The sequence below is a fragment of the Thermoanaerobacterium thermosaccharolyticum DSM 571 genome (assembly GCF_000145615.1).
In the GTDB taxonomy this organism is placed as follows: domain Bacteria; phylum Bacillota; class Thermoanaerobacteria; order Thermoanaerobacterales; family Thermoanaerobacteraceae; genus Thermoanaerobacterium; species Thermoanaerobacterium thermosaccharolyticum.
On record NC_014410.1, the window covers coordinates 964,654 to 982,607 of the forward strand.

General features: G+C 32.8%; 18 protein-coding genes. 17 read left to right on the forward strand and 1 reads right to left on the reverse strand.

Annotation, left to right across the window (positions count from 1 at the left end; all coding sequences use genetic code 11):
• Positions 1-227: 227 nt before the first annotated feature.
• The 10 genes from TTHE_RS04700 to mntA all read left to right on the forward strand — a co-directional run bounded on the left by TTHE_RS04700 (position 228) and on the right by mntA (position 8,688).
• Positions 228-2,165 carry a TerB N-terminal domain-containing protein gene (locus tag TTHE_RS04700; protein ID WP_013297451.1) on the forward strand — a complete coding sequence of 646 codons (1,938 nt, stop codon included), beginning with the start codon at positions 228-230 and terminating at the stop codon, positions 2,163-2,165.
• Positions 2,162-3,493 (forward strand): ATP-binding protein, encoded by a 1,332-nt coding sequence (locus TTHE_RS04705; RefSeq protein WP_013297452.1) that lies wholly within the window; start codon positions 2,162-2,164, stop codon positions 3,491-3,493. The genes TTHE_RS04700 and TTHE_RS04705 overlap by 4 nt, the downstream gene beginning before the upstream one ends.
• A 73-nt stretch (positions 3,494-3,566) precedes the next feature.
• The gene (locus TTHE_RS04710; protein WP_013297453.1) at positions 3,567-5,702 is read left to right on the forward strand and encodes a DEAD/DEAH box helicase; all 2,136 of its coding nucleotides are present in this window, start codon (positions 3,567-3,569) and stop codon (positions 5,700-5,702) included.
• A gap of 110 nt (positions 5,703-5,812) precedes the next feature.
• On the forward strand, positions 5,813-6,016 hold the full coding sequence (locus tag TTHE_RS04715; protein ID WP_041587432.1) for a helix-turn-helix domain-containing protein: 204 nt from the start codon (positions 5,813-5,815) through the stop codon (positions 6,014-6,016).
• 104 nt (positions 6,017-6,120) lie between these two features.
• Positions 6,121-6,306, forward strand: coding sequence for a hypothetical protein (locus TTHE_RS04720; RefSeq protein ID WP_231292723.1), 186 nt, complete (start codon positions 6,121-6,123; stop codon positions 6,304-6,306).
• An 80-nt stretch (positions 6,307-6,386) separates the two neighbouring features.
• Positions 6,387-6,863, forward strand: a complete 477-nt coding sequence (locus TTHE_RS04725; protein ID WP_013297454.1) for a GNAT family N-acetyltransferase — start codon at positions 6,387-6,389, stop codon at positions 6,861-6,863.
• Positions 6,864-7,043: 180 nt separating this feature from the next.
• Positions 7,044-7,259 (forward strand): hypothetical protein, encoded by a 216-nt coding sequence (locus tag TTHE_RS04730; protein WP_013297455.1) that lies wholly within the window; start codon positions 7,044-7,046, stop codon positions 7,257-7,259.
• Positions 7,246-7,665 carry a putative toxin-antitoxin system toxin component, PIN family gene (locus TTHE_RS04735; protein WP_013297456.1) on the forward strand — a complete coding sequence of 140 codons (420 nt, stop codon included), beginning with the start codon at positions 7,246-7,248 and terminating at the stop codon, positions 7,663-7,665. The genes TTHE_RS04730 and TTHE_RS04735 overlap by 14 nt, the downstream gene beginning before the upstream one ends.
• Before the next feature lie 158 nt (positions 7,666-7,823).
• Positions 7,824-7,964 carry a hypothetical protein gene (locus TTHE_RS14350; protein WP_196793662.1) on the forward strand — a complete coding sequence of 47 codons (141 nt, stop codon included), beginning with the start codon at positions 7,824-7,826 and terminating at the stop codon, positions 7,962-7,964.
• Between the two features lie 409 nt (positions 7,965-8,373).
• On the forward strand, positions 8,374-8,688 hold the full coding sequence (mntA, locus tag TTHE_RS04740) for a type VII toxin-antitoxin system MntA family adenylyltransferase antitoxin (RefSeq protein WP_231292750.1): 315 nt from the start codon (positions 8,374-8,376) through the stop codon (positions 8,686-8,688).
• Here the strand turns inward: mntA and tnpA are convergent.
• Positions 8,682-9,098, reverse strand: a complete 417-nt coding sequence (gene tnpA / locus TTHE_RS04745) for an IS200/IS605 family transposase (protein ID WP_013297457.1) — start codon at positions 9,096-9,098, stop codon at positions 8,682-8,684. The genes mntA and tnpA overlap by 7 nt on opposite strands.
• A gap of 83 nt (positions 9,099-9,181) precedes the next feature.
• On the opposite strand from tnpA, the gene TTHE_RS04750 reads away from it, so the two are divergent.
• The 7 genes from TTHE_RS04750 to TTHE_RS04775 all read left to right on the forward strand — a co-directional run bounded on the left by TTHE_RS04750 (position 9,182) and on the right by TTHE_RS04775 (position 17,947).
• Positions 9,182-10,537: an RNA-guided endonuclease TnpB family protein gene (locus TTHE_RS04750; protein WP_013297458.1), complete on the forward strand. Its 1,356-nt coding sequence runs from the start codon at positions 9,182-9,184 to the stop codon at positions 10,535-10,537.
• Between the two features lie 89 nt (positions 10,538-10,626).
• Complete coding sequence (locus TTHE_RS14795; RefSeq protein ID WP_269207940.1) at positions 10,627-10,752, forward strand: hypothetical protein; 126 nt, start codon at positions 10,627-10,629, stop codon at positions 10,750-10,752.
• Positions 10,753-10,856: 104 nt separating this feature from the next.
• Positions 10,857-12,938, forward strand: coding sequence for a phospholipase D family protein (locus TTHE_RS04755; RefSeq protein ID WP_013297459.1), 2,082 nt, complete (start codon positions 10,857-10,859; stop codon positions 12,936-12,938).
• A gap of 128 nt (positions 12,939-13,066) precedes the next feature.
• A complete protein-coding gene (locus TTHE_RS04760) occupies positions 13,067-14,323 on the forward strand; it encodes a 2-hydroxyacyl-CoA dehydratase subunit D (protein WP_013297460.1) in 1,257 nt (418 codons plus the stop codon).
• Between the two features lie 11 nt (positions 14,324-14,334).
• Positions 14,335-16,044: an acyl-CoA dehydratase activase gene (locus tag TTHE_RS04765; RefSeq protein ID WP_013297461.1), complete on the forward strand. Its 1,710-nt coding sequence runs from the start codon at positions 14,335-14,337 to the stop codon at positions 16,042-16,044.
• A gap of 104 nt (positions 16,045-16,148) precedes the next feature.
• Positions 16,149-16,724, forward strand: a complete 576-nt coding sequence (locus tag TTHE_RS04770; RefSeq protein ID WP_013297462.1) for a YdcF family protein — start codon at positions 16,149-16,151, stop codon at positions 16,722-16,724.
• A 56-nt stretch (positions 16,725-16,780) separates the two neighbouring features.
• Complete coding sequence (locus TTHE_RS04775) at positions 16,781-17,947, forward strand: RNA-binding domain-containing protein (protein ID WP_013297463.1); 1,167 nt, start codon at positions 16,781-16,783, stop codon at positions 17,945-17,947.
• Positions 17,948-17,954 lie beyond the last annotated feature (7 nt).

The window sequence follows — 17,954 nt, forward strand, 5'->3', positions numbered from 1 at the left end:
AATTTATAAGAAAGAAGAATTATTAGAATTAGAAAACTTAATAGCTTCTGTGTTTTTATTAGAACAAAAAGGTGCTATAGAAAGTAGTGCCTTTATTTATTATGTAATATTTGTTGACAAATACAAATATATCGAATTTTTCTTGATATTTGTTGGATTTTAGGAAATGAAATGGTAAAATAAAATCGATGACTGATACAGTAATCGTTAAAAGGAGGAACAGTTTTGTGAAGCGGGGCAAATCAAAAACAGTTGGTTATATTTTAGCGTTCTTTTTTGGTGGTTTAGGTGCTCACCTTTTTTATTATGGTAAGTATTTAAGGGGCATTCTTTATTTGGCATTTAGTTGGACAGGTATTCCAATATTATTGGGATGGATAGACATGTTTTTTATTCATAAATGGCATCAGCAATATCTCGAAAGCCAAGAGAATTCTTCAAAATTTTTGCAGGAAAAGCCACTTCAATCAATTACTCCACGAGTGGAGAAAACCAGACCTGAGAAAGTCGAATCTGAAAAATCAGTTTTATCATATAGAGAAAACGAAATGATGTTTTACAGGGAAGAGGATATTATTTTACCAGAATATGCATATCTCAAGACACCTTCTTACATCAAAGAAGAAATTCAGCAAATTAAAAAATCATTTAAGCATAAAGATTTAAACAGGCCGGTTATCGAAATATCTTTTCATACTCATGAGACTTATTTCATGGAAGATTCGATTAAATATGCTAATCAAATGGGTGTTGAAACTGAATTTGTTCCTTTGCAGGTTTATTGGACGACATTTCGAGATCTCGATGAAAAACAAAAGAAATGGTATTTTTATTGGAGACATCAGACGTTAAAAGGGAATTATTTGGATACAGATTTAAGCTATGTGATTTTATTTGCTTATGAATTGATCAATTATACTTTTAATCAAAATGCAGCATTTAATGTCAGTATGTTGGTTCGTTTACAACAGGCATATAAAGAAAGAATTCCCAACTTGGATAGATATCTTTCAGAGTGGATTAGAGATATGTTAATTGAGTTAAATGAAATTGAGCTGGCTCGTAAATGGGGATTAGGAGCTGAACCTTATTATCAGACGAATTTTTATCAAATATTTAAAGACCATGAAAAAGATATTAGCCAAATACCTATTAAAGAATGGCAAAAAGTTATTAGAGGATATTCAGAAACCAATTTTTTCGAAATGAACAAACAAAAGGTTTATATTACATTTAAGGAGGCATTAAAATTATTTCAAAAAATAAACATTGAAGAAGGGTTAGATTTAGAAAAGGCTTGGTTTGAACAAAAGAAAAAAACGGCAACGTATTATTTATTTAAAAGTGCAGTGATTGGTCGAAATGTTGGTAGCCGAGTTATTGAATATACGGAATACGTACCGACAGAATATTTTTATAACGAGATCACTGCTTTATTTCGTGTTTCTGAAAATGTTACTCGGTTGTGTAACGGTGTTAAGAGACAAATCAAAGCAAATGAAGAGTTACTTCCACCTAATTTCAAAAAACGTTTATTAGAAGAAATGAAAAGCAATAAAGTATATGAAATTGATGAATATGTAGGAATCAAAAGTCGTTTTTCGCATGTTGTAACAGATAAAATTGAGGAGAAAGGGAGTCAAATTCCTCCAAAGCCCAATGAAACATTAGAAACAAAAACAGCTAATAATGATTCGAACAAATCCTGGATAACAGAATTGGACGGTAAACAAGTTGAAGTATTGAAACAAAGGCATCAGGCTTTTATTTCAGAGTTTTCCAGTGATGAGCAGGATGAGGATAAAAGTACAGAGAGAGAAATTAAAGCAATGTCTAATGTGGAGAAAACAAAGCTTGATATTCCCGAGCGGCCGACAATTACACTGAGTGACGATGATGTGGATGTTGAGGGATTTCTTTCTTCATTGACGGAAGAAGAAATTGAATTTATTAGTACGTTCTCTAGTAAGAGGAGAAGAATCGACGTGGTGAATGACGAGATAAGAGAAAAAGGAATTCCCGCTGCGGTTTTTATTAACGAAATCAATACAAAAGCAGATGAATACTTAGATGATGTGCTTATTGAACAGATAGGCGATGATTATGTGATAAACGAAGAATTAGTATGTGTATTGGAGGAAATAGAGAGGAGTAAAGCAATATGAAAATTAAAAGGCGTGATTCAGCAGATATTTTAAATGCATTAGCTGGTGGGGTAGTTCCCAGTCGAGGCCTTCAATATATAATAGTTGGTCGTGAAGCTGAAATGAGACAAATAAAAGAGGATCTAAAGGATATTAAGGAAAATGGAAGTTCGTTAATTAAATTTTTTATTGGAGCATACGGAACTGGCAAAAGTTTTATGCAAAATTTTGTTCGTCAGATAGGTCTAGATGTAGGGTTTGTCGTTGCAAAAGCTGATTTTACTCCACATAGGAGATTATACGGAAATGATAACCAAGCTGTTGCTTTGTACAGCGAGCTAATGAGGAACTTATCTACTAAATCAGTTCCACATGGTAATGCTTTACCGGCGATTTTGGACCAGTGGATAACAAATATTCAAAATCAGGTGGTACAAAAATTGGGCTATGACGGGCCTATTTTGAATGATCCTACTTTTATTCAAGCAGTTGAAAAAGAAATTATTGATGTTGTTTCACACTTGGATGAGTTAACGGGGGGATATGATTTTGCAAAAGTTTTAGGCATTTATTATCGGGGTTTTGTAGAGCAAGACAGGGAAAAGCAACGCCGTGCTTTGAGATGGATACGAGGGGAGTACCTGGCAAAAACCGATGCTATTCGTGATTTAGGAATTCGCGAAATTATCAATGATAACAATTATTATGGATATTTGAAGGTGCTGTCGAAATTTGTGCGTCAAATAGGATATTCAGGATTAATCATTAATTTAGATGAGGCAGTTAATTTATATAAAATTACGCACCGAGAAGCAAGAGAGAAGAATTATGAGTATATTTTAATGATATATAATGATATTTTACAAGGAGCGGTGGAAGGTTTATATATTACCTTCAGCGGTACACCTGAGTTTTTAGAAGATGAGCGCAGGGGACTTTACAGCTATAAAGCATTGGAACGTAGGTTAAAACCAGGTGTTCAAAGCGATGAATACCGTGATTTGAAGCAACCCGTAATTAAATTAACGCCAATTACTCCTAATGAAACTCTGGTTTTATTATTGAATATCCGCGATATACACGCAGCTCATTACGGTTATGAACCAATGATAACAGACGAAGAGATTCGTGATTTTTTGATTCATTTTTATGAACGACCGGGTGCAGAGAAGCAAATCATCTTGGGGGACGTTATTCGACAGTTTATCAGTAGTTTAAATATTCTTGTTGAAAATCCGACGGCAGATTGGAAAGAATTATTTGATGCTTCTAATGTAACACCACAAGATGATAAGATAGATCGAAAAGTGGTTAATATACATGATCGCTTTCAACGTGGTAATTTTTAGTGATGTAAAGTGTTTTTACATGTGAATGATACGATGAATACGCCGTTTATGATGTGATGACGAGGGGGATAAAATGAGCCAGATATTTTATATGTTATCTGATACTGTGCAAAAGAAAATATGGGATATGGGTTGGACACGATTTACACCTATTCAAGAGAAAGCAATTCCCGTTATTATGAATACGCAAAAGGACGTGATTCTTTCGTCAGCTACAGCTTCTGGGAAAACAGAAGCAGCGTTTCTGCCTATTCTTAGCCAAATTGAAGAAACAACGCCTTATACCCTTAAAGTTCTTTATATATCACCATTGAAGGCGTTGATTAATGATCAATTTGAACGCATTCAAAAATTATGTGATCAAATGTATATTCCGGTTCATCGTTGGCACGGTGATGTTAGTCAATATAGTAAAAAGAAGCTTATTGATAATCCTGCTGGTATATTGCAAATCACACCTGAGTCCATTGAAAGCTTGTTTATAAATCATACTCATGCACTGCGTTTGTTGTTTCAGTATCTTCAATTTATCGTGATTGATGAAATTCATGTTTTTATTGATACAGAACGTGGAGTTCAGCTACGTTCATTATTGTCTCGCATTGAGAGATTTACCAAAGATCGGCCTCGTGTTATTGGGTTATCGGCAACAATTGATAATTTTGAGTTAGTTAAGAACTGGGTTAATTACCGAGATCCAGATAACGTTGAAATTATCGAGGCAAAAGAAAGTGATAAAGATCTTTATTATAATTTGATGCATTTTGACAGTGAGAAAATGAGGAGTTATCCTATCGAACTTTATGAAGATATACGTGAATTGACCCGTAATCATTCTGCCTTAATTTTTTTTAATAGCCGAGGTGCTGTTGAAGAAGCAACAGTTATTTTAAATCGTTTGGCTGAACGAGATGGAATAGGGCAGATGTACTACGCACACCATTCTTCGATTGCTAAGGCGGAACGGGAATTTGTTGAGAAGATGATGGCTAAATCTACTGTGCCTAAAAGTATCGTAGCAACCAGCTCATTGGAGCTAGGAATTGATATTGGAGAAATAGATTTTGTTATTCAAGTGGATAGTACTTTTACTGTTTCATCTTTAAAACAAAGGTTAGGAAGGTCAGGCAGAAAACAGGGTAAAGATCAGTATTTGCAATTATATACAGCAGATAAGTACGGGTTATTACAATCTATTGCAGTGATGGATTTATTATTACAAAAGTGGATAGAGCCGAGCAAAGGTTATCCGCGTCCTTATGATATTTTGTTTCATCAAATTATTTCAATGTGCCACCAAATGAACGGCGTTGCACCAGAAGATTTAATTACATTGTTGAAACATAATCGTGCGTTTTATGATTTACCGGAAATAGATATTCGCCTGTTAATTGAACATATGGTTAAGCAAGATTATTTGGAACAACTTAGTGATACAGGTCAGTTGATTGTCGGATTAGAAGGGGAACGACTGCTTAGAGGAAAAGATTTCTATTCTGTTTTTATGACTGAAGATTCGTATGAAGTATTAGATGGAATTAAAAAAATTGGGGAAATTCAAAAAACGCCATTCGTAAATGAAGGAGATAACATCATACTTGCTGGGCGATTGTGGACGATCAAAGAAGTAGATGCTAAACGCAGCAAGGTATATGTGCAGAAAGCAGTGGATGGGCATCCACCTAATTATTCAGGTGGGGGTGTGCGATTGCACCGAAGAATTCCTGAACATATGCATGAGATATTATGTTCAGATTACATATTTGATTTTATCAATGATAATGGTCGCTATACTTTAGAAGAGTTGCGTGCGCCTTATCGTCATTATAAAGTAAGACCAGATGAGAGAATAATATGGAGGATGAATGGCGAACTATTATTTGAAACATTTACCGGGACCAACATTTTTCAAACGTTAATTTGGATGCTTCGCTATTATGGTGTTAATGTAGATAAGACTGATGGTATTGGGCGTATCTCTATTTTGGACAATATTGATTTAATAGAAATATTAAAGGAGATTCGACAGAAAGATTGGTCTTTGAGTGATTTGTTACCTTATACAATGGACCACGAGTTTTTTGTGTCAAAATATAGCCCGTTTCTTCCTAAGGAATTACAGATTAAAATGCATGAAGCACATTATGTTGATATTAAAGGTGTACTCGACTTTCTAAATTGCTATTGTATTCGAGAAATCAGGCTGTAGAACAAAGTGGAATTTGCTTGTATCAACAACCTGAAGGTTACATATCAAGAAATAAGAGATCTGCTGGACTAGCCTTCTGTAACGCAATTAAAATGAGGAGGGATTTTATTATGGAGATTATAGACAATAAGTTTGAATTAGGAGATGCATGGAAGTTAATTGATGGGTTAGCTGATGAATCAACAAAAGAAATGTTTGAATTAGATGATATATTGTATGATATTTCTATGAAAATATATGAATTTAGACTTAAAAATGATTTTACGCAAAAACAGCTTGCCGAAAAATTGGGAATTAAGCAATCGATGGTATAAAAACTTGAAAGTGGTCAATACAACCCATCCATTGAACAGCTTTGGAAAATTTCAAAAAAGTTAGGATGGAATTTTAAGGTGCATTTGTTTGGAATATTCAAAAGTTGAAACAAGAGGATTTTCTAGGTACGATAGAGTTAAATGGTTTAACGACACTTTCTCAGTTATCACGGACATATATTTTAACTGTTACATCTCTTTCTGGAATAAATCCGCCAGTAAAATTGCCTATGGTAAATATTTTTAAATTAATACAGCAGAAAAAGGATAATGAAACAAATAAAAAATAGGTAGTAGATAAGGAACTTGTTTATAGTTTGATATTTGGGGATATTTTGCCAATACCAAATAAAAGTGGAGAGAAAATCTAATGAATATAAAAATAAGAGAAGCAACGCAAAATGATTATGAATCTATAAGTACTCTTGTTAAAGAAGTACATAGTTTACATGTTAAAAATAGGCCAGATGTGTATGCGGATGTGGACAATCCATTTACAGAAGAAAGATTTAAGGAGATATTAGATGACGATAAAACAAAGATTTTTGTCGCTGAAGATTGTAATAATGAAATAATAGCTTACAGCATTATAGAGATAATGACTACGAGAAATATTCCAATTCTTATACAGAGAAAATTTGCCTATATAGATGATTTATGTGTTAGCTCAAATCATAGAAGAAAAGGTGTAGGAAGAATGCTATTTAGACATATTGTTGATTATGCAAAAAAATCTGGTTATGATGCGCTAGAATTAACTGTATGGGAATTTAATAGCGATGCTATTAAGTTTTATGAGGGATTGGGTATGACGACAAGAAATAGAAGAATGGAATTGAAGATTTAACAAAAATCTTTAAATTCTTTTTTATGCCTTTTCATTAATTACAATAATTATGATGTTTATATTAGAAGAAACATGATTGGTTGATAATATTTAAGTAAAATGTTAAAATTAAGATAAATAAAGGATAGGAGAAAATTATGAAAATCAGAATAATGTCAAGATTTTTAGGAGTGATTAACAATGAAATCAAATTTAAACGAAGTGTGGAATTTAATAGATAGTCTATCATTTGCAGAAAAAAAAATAATTTATAAAAGAATGCAAAATGAAATAAACAATAAATTGCTTGAAATAGTTGATAAAATTAATGAAAGAGCTGATACGGACCCAATATCTTTAGGTGACATAACAAAAGAAGTAGAGGATGTTAGAAGGAAGAGATATGGGAAAAATTAAAATAGTTGTAGATACTAACATTTTTATAAGTGCTTTTTTAGGTAGCAAAAAGGCTAGGTTTTTGTTAAAAGATATCATTAACGACGAATATATACTTATAATGTCATCAGAGCAATTGCTTGAAATAAAAGAAGTGTTAAACAGACCTAAATTTGAAAAATATATTTCTAAAGCGGAAATAGATGAATTAGTTGAATTAATTTCTCTAAAAGCAATTATGCCTGCTATATACGATAAGATAACTGATTGTAGAGACGAAAAGGATAACATGATACTTGAGGAAGCTGTCTATGGAAATGCAAATTATATAATAACTGGTGATGATGATCTGCTGATTTTAAATCCTTATAGATGGATAAAAATTGTTATGTTAAGGGATTTTTTAAATGAAATTTATGATTTATAAAGGGCACAAAGTAGTTGTTTATGCGTGTATTGATAGTTAAATAATACATTTTATTATTGTAAATATGGGTGAAGAAGTGGGCTTGTGTCTACTCTATTGATACAAGTCCAGTTTTTTAGTATATGGGAAATCTTATTCATTAGTTATTACCTTATCTTTTGCAAAATACAGAAAATGATGAGATAGACAGGAATAAATGTATTGAAAGATTTGATAACTTTCTTAAGCTTCATGATGATGAAATAAATAGATTAAAAGAGAATAAAACAAAAAAACTGATAAAAAGCATGGGTATTTAGAAGAGATTTTTGGGGATGTAGACTACATGCCTTAAGCTATCGCTAATATCTCATAAGAGGTATAGATAGTAAAGTCTGTTGAAAGAGGTTAGTGCTTGTATGATGTAGAAGATGCAATATGCAGATTAATCGTACAATGCATCTAGAGAGTACAAGAGAAGCCTTCAAGTAAACAAACGTGTAACATGGTGTATAAGAAGAAAGATAAAAAAAGAGTAGCATTGGATAAAAGTATATGATATTGCAAAGTATTATAATACAAGCGTAAAGCAGGAACTTATATTAAACAAGTATGTCGAGGATATATTTTTAAGAGGTGTTTTCAACTGTTTCAGAAAGATATTGGTGAAGTCGAAAAAATATTTAAGAGTGCATTGGATGAACTTAAAAAAATTATGATATAAAACTGATATATGTATTTGGATCATATGCAAAGGGCAATAATACAAAGAACAGTGATCTAGATATTGCCGTGCTTTTTGGCAATGATTATGATTATATGGATAAGCTTAATTTGATTGGAGATTTAATTTCTATATTTAAAAGAGATGATATAGATTTGGTAGTATTAAATTCTGCGAATCCGGTATTGAGGCATCAGATAATTAAATTTGGTAAACTTATTTTTGAAGAAAGTGAAGATGTAAAAGTTGAACAAAAGACAGTAGCTACAGTCTGCACCTATAACGAAAGTTTAAGTGGAGTAAGGCATCATAACTACTGATCATCAGGTGTATTTTGTTCTTGTATATATTTCTTTATAACTTCGATTGATGCGCCTCCAGATGATAAAATAAGATAGCTTCTGTTCCACAAATACGGTTTCCAATAAAATTTAGATAAATGTTCAGCATATTCTTTTCTTATTAATCTTGCAGTTACTGTTTTAAGATTATTTATCAATTTAGAAAGTTGTACTTGCGGAGGTGCTTCAAATAAAATATGTATATGATCAGCCTCTCCATTAAATTCAATAAGAATACAATCCCACTTAGAAAACAGATTTTCTATTATTTCTTTTAGCCGTTCTAATATTTCTCTTGTTAAACATTTATGTCTATATTTTGTTACAACAACTAAATGATATTTTAAATTATAGCATGCATGTCTATTTGTTCTATATTCAATATTCATTATAAATATCATTCCTTTACAACTAAAATATTCAATGTTATAATTATAATAGTAAAAATTCAATTTGTAAAGATGGTGTTGATATGAAATGCATCAAAACAGTAAAGTTCAAAATCAAAATAGCAGATAAATCTTTCAGTGATACCATATCAATATACAATAAAGCATTATCGTATATAATCAATGCAATTGAGAATGAGTGGGTTATCATATCAACACTATCGACGGAAAAAGAGCAGTTAAACTATATAGAAAAATTAATACATGGCACAAAGAAAAACAAAGCAAAATACGATTTTGACAGTAGATTCTATAAGTTTCCTTCATACTTAAGAAGAGCAGCATCATCTGAAGCTCTTGGTGCTGTTAAAAGTTATCATTCAAATTTAAATAACTATCTTAACAAGAAAGCACAATATGAAGCAAAAGGAAAAACATTAAGAGATAAACCACCTACATTAGGTATAATCAGATATTCTTTTCCTGTATTTTATAAAGGTAATATGTTTGAGCGTACAGGAAATAATACAGCAAAAATTAAAGTATACAAAAACAATGACTGGGTATGGCATAATATAAAATTCAAGACCGATAATCTTAAGAATAGAGATATGACAAATTTCAAAGAAATGAATCCCAGTTTAGTAAAGAGTGGCAAAAAATATTATCTGTATTTTACTTATGAAAAAGAAATAAAATTTAAAAATACGCCGTTAAAAGATAGAACAATAATATCTGTAGATTTAGGCTTAACAAACTCTGCCGTATGCAGTGCTATGAAATATGAAGGAACTGTCATAGGAAGATTATTTATAAACCAACCTATAGAAAAAGACCGTCTATTTCATAAAATCAACAAATTAGCAAAAACACAGAGAATATCAGGTAACGGCAGAAAACCTAACATATGGAGAAAAATAAACAACATTAAAAATCAAATCATCAATGATACAGTTCACCAAATAATAGAATTTGCAAAATCGTATGATGCTGATGTAATAGTATTTGAGCATTTAGGAAAATTACAATCGAAAGGAAATTATGCCCGCAGAACGAGAATAAAGTTGCAGTTTTGGGCAAAACAAACAATACAGAAAAAAGTGTATGATATAGCTCACAGCTATGGAATAAGAGTATCTTGGATTAACCCTAAAAACTCATCAGCATTGGCATTTGATGGAACAGGAAAAGTAGTAAGGAATAACAAAAAAGATATATGTGAGTTTACAACAGGTAAAAAATATCATGCGGACTTAAATGCATCGTACAATATAGGTGCAAGATATTTCATAAGAGAGATATTAAACCCTCTTGTTGAAAAGAAGAGGTTGCAGTATCAGGCAAAAGTTCCTGAAATTGCAGCGAGGAGCCAGCAGACCCTGTCTACATTAATTAGTCTGGTTAAAGCTATGCAGTCACAATGTGGTTGCGTTGCGTGATTAGACTGTATTTACGACAGGCAGTTCTACTGTTAACGCAGTAGGAAGCCTCATCTATAACACCTCGTGTTTAGATGGGGAGGCTTCACGTGAAAACTTTAAGAGAATATATGGATATGGAACCTTTCAGGAGGACTCAGATGGAGTTTGTCAAAGAGTGGATAGAAAATGTTTTGGAAGGGGATTATGACAAAAAGCGTATTGGAAACAATTAATAATAAAAATGCTAAAACTTATAAAAGGAAAGTGTTCTGATTTTTCAAACATTTACAAGTGATAAAGTTATGAAAAATTGTGAAACGAAAAGGAAGGCGCCGCCATGGAGCAGATAAGTTTGCTTGTACAAATCGATGATAATCCAATAAAAAAATATTTATGTATTGTTAAAGATGACAAAATTGTAGATATGACATTTGAAGATATATTTGATACAAATACTTTCAACGAATTCTATGCCGTAACTTATGTTTCTTCACCCGCTTTCTTTTCAAAAGTCGTTAAAGACTTTAAAAAAGTCAAATTTATAATTGGCATTGATGATTCAGAATATTTATCGTCATTTACAAGTGGTATAGAAAAATTTGTTGATATCAAAGGAAGAATAGGCTTTTGGAACGACTTACAGAAAGAAGTTAAAGAAAAAATTTGTGATGAAAGTATTTCTATCAGATTTACCTTAGATGCTCCCATTCACTCGAAAATTTATCTTCTAAATAACAGCGAAACAGGCTTTAAAAGAGTGGTGATTGGTTCTGCAAATCTTACAGAAAAAGCTTTTATTAATAAAAAGCAGTATGAAGATATCATTATATTTGATAATGACGTAGAAAAGTACGATCTATATTATAATCAGAGGTTTAAACCATTGTTTGAAGCGGGAGTTAATTATATTCCTGACATAATAAGAAAAAAATATCTAAAGAATCCTTCTGTAATATTGTTTAGCAAAGAGGTAGCATCAGAAATATTAAATAATGATTTAGAGATAAATCGCAATAAATTTTGTGTATTGACAGATGAACAAATGGCTGAACTAAAATCCCGATCCCAACAATTAGAAGAACAGTATGAAGTTAAAAAAGAAGAGATTCAAAGATCAACCAATATAATAAATCATATTACGAAAAAGAAGGGAAATAATTATATCTTAAAACCTCCCGATGAGCTAAAAAAGCAAACTTTGCGAATTGAAACTATTATAACAAAAGCTTCTAAAAGTATCACAGATGATGTTAGGCAATTATATAGATTTATGGATAAAACAAATACTCTTTCTGTTGTTGATAAAAACAATCATGAATTTTATAAACCATTTTCAGAAAAAATTGATATAGAGAATATAAGAAAAAATCTTGAATTAATCAATCGATTTGTAAATGCCTATGAATTATTTACTTTTAAAACAAACAAGACATATCAGTCCAAAATAATGGAGATAATTTTATTCTCATTTATGTCGCCTTATATCTGGAAGTTGAGAGAAGAAATTGTCCTAAAAACAAGTTCAGAAAGCAATAGATCTACTTTTCCGGTATTTTTAGTTATTGCAGGAAGGGCTGCTTCTGGCAAAACAACAGCATTAGAATTTATAGGGCTATTGCTTGGCAATAACAGCCCATATTATATACCTTATAGTTTAATACAAAGCGGAAGAACAGTCGATAAAAATAAATTAGAAAGCTACTTTGACTCTGAATATCTTGCACCTATTCTTGTAGATGAAATTCCCTCTTCATTTTTTACTGGGAAAACTGGTGAAAATATTATTAAGGAAATTAGCAATAATACAACTGGGAAACACCCTGTAATGATAGGGACAACAAATGTAAGAGAATTTAATACCACAAGTCAAGTTTTGAGAAGAATATATTATATACAGGTTGACAGCGAATTTAATACTAAAGAATTTAATGCAGAATCTAAAAAATATCTAAATGAAATAGAGTCTGAAATTGACAATTCATTATTTAAAGATTTTTCTTATAGGATTGCAGAAAAAATCAAAAATAAGGATGTTCTTTATAAAGAAAATGACTGTCTATTTTTGGCGAGAGAAATCTTTAAAGAATATTATAAAGAATGTGGAATGAATGTACCTGAATGGTTTCCACATCAACCATTTTATGATTATGAGGAAAGAGGCAAAGAAATATGGAAGAACATCTATGAAAATAATAGGGATGCTTTTATAGAAAAAGATGATGGTACAATATATGTAAATACATCGATTATTTTTAATAATCCGCGTGAAAGAGAAAACATTGTAAATTATTTAGGTATCGGGTGTGTTAAAGAAGATAGTCAGATATTGTTATTAAATGGTGATATATTCTATAATTATATAGGAGTTAAACCAAGAAATTCTTTTATTAGCACAATAAAAAAATACATAAAAAGATAAAGGATGTTTGATGTGAATAGAAGAGTTAAAAACATGAAAGAAAGGAATAGAAAAAGGAATAAGTACGTACATTTTATGATAATTAGTTTATTGAGAATTAATTGAAGGTATATAGGGGTGTCGTCATAATGGATTTAGTAGATACCTATGCAAGATGGATAAAGAAAAATGTGGATGACCCAGAGATGGTCAGAAAGCTTATTATATTAGGTTTGAAGGCAGAGCGTGCCTACTTTTCTCTATTTAGAGACAAGCAAGTGCCAAGGTCGTTTAACTACCTAAATAAGATAGGTGTGGAGTTTATATTAAATCCTTTGATATATAGAGATCAGTCAGCATGGGTCAATTTGTTTGCTCCCACCGAAATACTTCATGCTATGGACATATACCCTTTGTGTATAGAGGCCCTTTCTTCTTTCCTTGTTGGTTTTCACTGCGAAGATGTATATGTAGACTATGCCCAACGGTCCGGGATATCCGATACCCTTTGTAGTTATCATAAGGGTTTTATAGGAGCTGCTTTAGCCGGTCTTTTACCTAAACCTAAGTTTATGATTACATCATCAATGCTGTGCGATGCTAATATAAGCACATTCAGATATCTTTCATGGTATCACCATATACCCATGTATTCTATAGATGTGCCGCTTGAATATAGCCAACAAAGTATTAGCTATTTAGAAAAACAGCTCAGGGAAATGGTAAAGATGCTGGAAGAGGCAACTGGTAAAAAGATGGATGAGGATAAATTGAAGGATATAATAAAAAGGGAGAATAAGATTCACGCACATATGAATAGATATATTGATGCTTTGAGGTATAAATGCCATCCTACCACCTTGACGTTAGAGATGTATATGTTGTTTATCAATCATACATTTATGGGTACTCAACCAACATTGAATTTTTATGAGATGTTGGCAAATGAGCTGAATAGCTTTCCCCACAGCAGAGCAAAGAGGGTATTTTGGGTGCACATAGTGCCTTTTTATCCATATGCATTAAAGCAGTACTTTAATTACAGCCATAAGTATGAAATTTTGGGACTCGACCTGAATTTTGATTATTTAGAGAAGATGGATTATGAAAACCCGTACAGGGCATTGGCCAGAAAAATGCTTCTTAATAATAACAATGGGCCTTATCAAAGGAAAGTGGACAGCATAATGAGCATAGTTGACAGGCTGCAACCTGACGGTATAATACATTTTTGTCAGTGGGGATGTAAGCAGTCAGCAGGAGGAATGATGCTGCTTAAAAAGGCACTGGATGAAAGGGGCATACCTTTTCTTGCTTTGGATGGCGATGGAGCGGATCGGCGCAATCATCATGAAGGACAGATAAATACCAGGCTGGAAGCTTTTTTGGAGATGTTAGATAAGTAAGGGAGATGCTTATGATCATAGGATATATATGTAAATATACACCTGTAAAGCTTTTGGAGAGCATGAGTATTGAATGCGTGCGCATTGAGCCATCATATATTGATAATGGTATAACCGAAGCCCATATGCATCCCAATGTGTGTACATACGTAAAGGGAGTGCTGACAGAAGTATTTAAGGGGGGATATGATGGCATAATCCTTGTAAACTGCTGTGACAGCGTAAGGCGGTTGTATGATGTCCTGAAAAACGCAGAAAATGGCAAAATGATATATATGCTGGATTTACCGAGGAAAAGCGGAGACCAGTCAGTGGCCATGTATGCCTCCGAAATAAAAAAACTTATACAGACATTTACAGATTTCTATGGGAAAAAATTCAATGTCCAGGATTTTATAAGATATATATCGACAGAGCAGGAAAATGCCGGGCAATTTAATATGCCCAAGGGAAACGATGGTATAAGGCTGGCTATAATGGGAGCCAGATGCAATTCATCTCTTATTGATTTGCTTAAAAAGGCAGGGGCAGATGAGGTGTTAAATTATACATGTACTGGGGATTTATTAAATTTTATGCCGCTTCCTGATTTCTCAGCAGGTGAGCAGGACATAATAGAGTGGTATGCTGGAAGCCTTATCCGCTCTATACCATGTATGCGCATGGCAGATATTGATAGAAGACGTGATATGTTGAAGGATATAATGGCAAATGTCAATGGCATTGTGTATCATACTATAAAATTTTGTGAATTCTATTCATATGAGTATTCATATATAAAGGATAATTGTCGCTTTCCCATCTTAAAGATAGAGACCGATTTTACCCAGGGCAGTGAAGGACAACTTATAACCAGGATCGGTGCCTTTGTGGAATCATTGAAGGGTAGCAATAATAAGGTGGAGAGACCTTCACATGGGACTAGGAAAACTATAGTAGCCGGCATAGACAGCGGGTCTTTGTCCACCGACGTTGTTATATTGGATGAAGACTATAATATACTGTCATATAGCATTGTACCAACTGGTGCATCTATAGTGGATAGTGCTAACAAGGCCTTTTCACAATCTCTGAAAAGAGCTGGAATTACTCCACAAGATGTTTCGTTCATCGTATCTACTGGATATGGGCGCATTAATATTCCTTTTGCCAATAAACAGGTAACAGAGATAACTTGCCACGGCAAGGGGGCCTATTTCTTAAATAGCAATATAAGGACTATCATTGATATAGGTGGTCAGGATAGTAAGGTAATAAGACTGGATGAAGATGGCAATGTGGTGGATTTTGTAATGAATGATAGGTGTTCGGCAGGTACGGGACGATTTTTGGAAGTTATGGCAAAGGCCCTTGAAATTCCACTGGAAAGGATGGGAGAAGAAGCTCAAAAGGCGACGGAAGATATAAATATTACAAGCATATGCACGGTTTTTGCAGAGTCGGAGGTTATATCCCTTATTGCACAGAATAAGAAAAGGGCAGATATAATAAAGGGATTGCACAATTCAGTGGCCAGCAAAACAATTGGCTTGCTTGACAGGCTTGGCAGGAAGGGTGCATATATGATGACAGGTGGAGTGGCAAAAAATAGAGGTGTGGTAGAGGCAATAGAGCAGCGAATAGGGGACAAGGTGCATATTCCTGCGGAGCCACAGCTGGTAGGAGCTTTGGGAGCAGCCATTTTGGCGCTACAGGAAATTAAGGTGAAACACGTTAAGTAAATTAAAATATATTTTTAATGCAAAAGATTGTTTCAAGAGCCACTTTTTTAGGGATTTTTAAATTCAATATAGAATTCTATTTAAAAGAAATTTTGGGGGTTATGATGAAACTTCTTATAAAAATTACTGCTTTTGTCGTGCTTTTAAATATTATTGCAGAGTTACAGGTGATTACATTTGCATATAATGCAAAACCGGTAAATTCTGATGCTATTATTGTCCTCGGCTGTGCAGTTTACGGGAAAAATCCGAGTCCTTTTTTTAAGGAAAGGTTAAGTGAAGCTATAAAACTTTATAAAGAGGGACTTGGTAAGTACATTATTGTATCTGGCGGTAAAGGACCTGGTGAGGATATATCTGAGGCAGAAGCAGGGAAGGAATATCTTTTGAAAAATGGTATAACTGATAATGTTGTATTAATGGATGACGGATCGTATTCAACATTACAAAACCTTGAAAATTCTAAGAAAATTATGGATGAAAAATCGCTAAAGACAGCAATAATTGTATCAAACAAATTTCACCTGAAAAGGGCAAGCATAATTGCGAAAGAAGCAGGAATAAACGCAAGCTATTCAGGAGTATTTGTAAAAAGGTATTTTTATGAAGAAGTATACGGCTTTTTACGGGAAGCACCTGCATTATTGTATATGTATTTGAGAACTTTAGCTAATATTTGATATAATTATAATATATAGCATAGATTAAAACCATACATATATTTGGTGGTGTTATTATGGAAATTTTTAATGTTGATGAACTTATTAGACTGATTAAAAAAGGAGAAGATTCCTACACTCAATTTAAAAGCATGATAAATAGTCCGGATGCATTGGCATCTGAAATTTGTGCATTTGCAAATACTGATGGTGGAAAAATTGTTGTAGGTGTTTCGGATGATGGAGAAATTATCGGGGTTAGTGATATTAATTATTTAAATCAGATAATATCAAATGTTGCATCACAGAAAATTGAGCCTCCTATAAGTGTTCTGACTCAAAATATAATTTTTGATGATAAATTGGTTGTAATTATAGATGTGCCAAAAGGTGATAATAAACCTTATGCCGCAAATAGGACCGATTATTGGATAAAGGTTGGTGCTGACAAAAGAAGAGCAACAAGGGAAGAATTGAGACGGCTTATGCAATCATCCGGAAATATTTATGCAGATGAGATGGTAGTGCCCAATACTTCAATTGAAGATATCGATATGTATGCATTTAGAGATTTTTATGAAAAAGAATACGGCTCTGCAATTGAAGAAAATGGGATACCCGTTGAGCGGCTTTTAAATAATTTAAAACTCATGAAAGACAGCAGTTTGACATTGGCTGGATTATTATTGTTTGGCAAAAGGCCAGAACGCTTAAAACCGCAATTTATAGTTAAAGCGGTAAGCTTTATAGGGAATGACGTAAGCGGAACTGAGTATCTTGACAATGAAAATATAGAAGGTACTATTTTTGAGCAGTATAAAAATACTATTGCCTTTTTAAAGAGAAATTTAAGAAAAATCCAGAAAGGACAGAATGTAAATCTGCAAGGAATAATAGAGATTCCCGAAATTGCTCTCGAAGAAGCAGTTATTAATGCAATTGTACACAGAGATTATTTTATCGAAAGCAGCATTAGAGTGTTTGTGTTTGATGACAGAGTAGAAATAATAAGTCCGGGTAAATTACCTAATACTGCGGACATAGAGAATATAAAAAGAGGAATACAGATTGCAAGGAATCCTATATTGCTATCATATTTGCCGAAATTGAAAATCCCATACAGAGGAATTGGCTCTGGAATTAGGAGAATGATAGCGGAATGCAAGAAAGCAGGTATCAAAGAACCTGAATTTATTGAAGATAAAGAAGCAGAATTATTTAAGGTTATATTTTACAGACCGTAATATTGTG

Excerpts from the sequence above, each read along its gene's own strand:
- tnpA (WP_013297457.1), bottom strand. The coding sequence starts at position 9,098 with ATGAATATTGAATATAGAACAAATAGACATGCATGCTATAATTTAAAA.
- TTHE_RS04755 (WP_013297459.1), top strand. The coding sequence starts at position 10,857 with ATGGAGCAGATAAGTTTGCTTGTACAAATCGATGATAATCCAATAAAA.
- TTHE_RS04735 (WP_013297456.1), top strand. The coding sequence starts at position 7,246 with ATGGGAAAAATTAAAATAGTTGTAGATACTAACATTTTTATAAGTGCT.
- TTHE_RS04710 (WP_013297453.1), top strand. The coding sequence starts at position 3,567 with ATGAGCCAGATATTTTATATGTTATCTGATACTGTGCAAAAGAAAATA.
- TTHE_RS04765 (WP_013297461.1), top strand. The coding sequence starts at position 14,335 with ATGATCATAGGATATATATGTAAATATACACCTGTAAAGCTTTTGGAG.
- TTHE_RS04730 (WP_013297455.1), top strand. The coding sequence starts at position 7,044 with ATGAAATCAAATTTAAACGAAGTGTGGAATTTAATAGATAGTCTATCA.
- TTHE_RS04760 (WP_013297460.1), top strand. The coding sequence starts at position 13,067 with ATGGATTTAGTAGATACCTATGCAAGATGGATAAAGAAAAATGTGGAT.
- TTHE_RS04770 (WP_013297462.1), top strand. The coding sequence starts at position 16,149 with ATGAAACTTCTTATAAAAATTACTGCTTTTGTCGTGCTTTTAAATATT.
- TTHE_RS04750 (WP_013297458.1), top strand. The coding sequence starts at position 9,182 with ATGAAATGCATCAAAACAGTAAAGTTCAAAATCAAAATAGCAGATAAA.
- TTHE_RS04725 (WP_013297454.1), top strand. The coding sequence starts at position 6,387 with ATGAATATAAAAATAAGAGAAGCAACGCAAAATGATTATGAATCTATA.
- TTHE_RS04775 (WP_013297463.1), top strand. The coding sequence starts at position 16,781 with ATGGAAATTTTTAATGTTGATGAACTTATTAGACTGATTAAAAAAGGA.
- TTHE_RS04715 (WP_041587432.1), top strand. The coding sequence starts at position 5,813 with ATGGAGATTATAGACAATAAGTTTGAATTAGGAGATGCATGGAAGTTA.
- TTHE_RS04705 (WP_013297452.1), top strand. The coding sequence starts at position 2,162 with ATGAAAATTAAAAGGCGTGATTCAGCAGATATTTTAAATGCATTAGCT.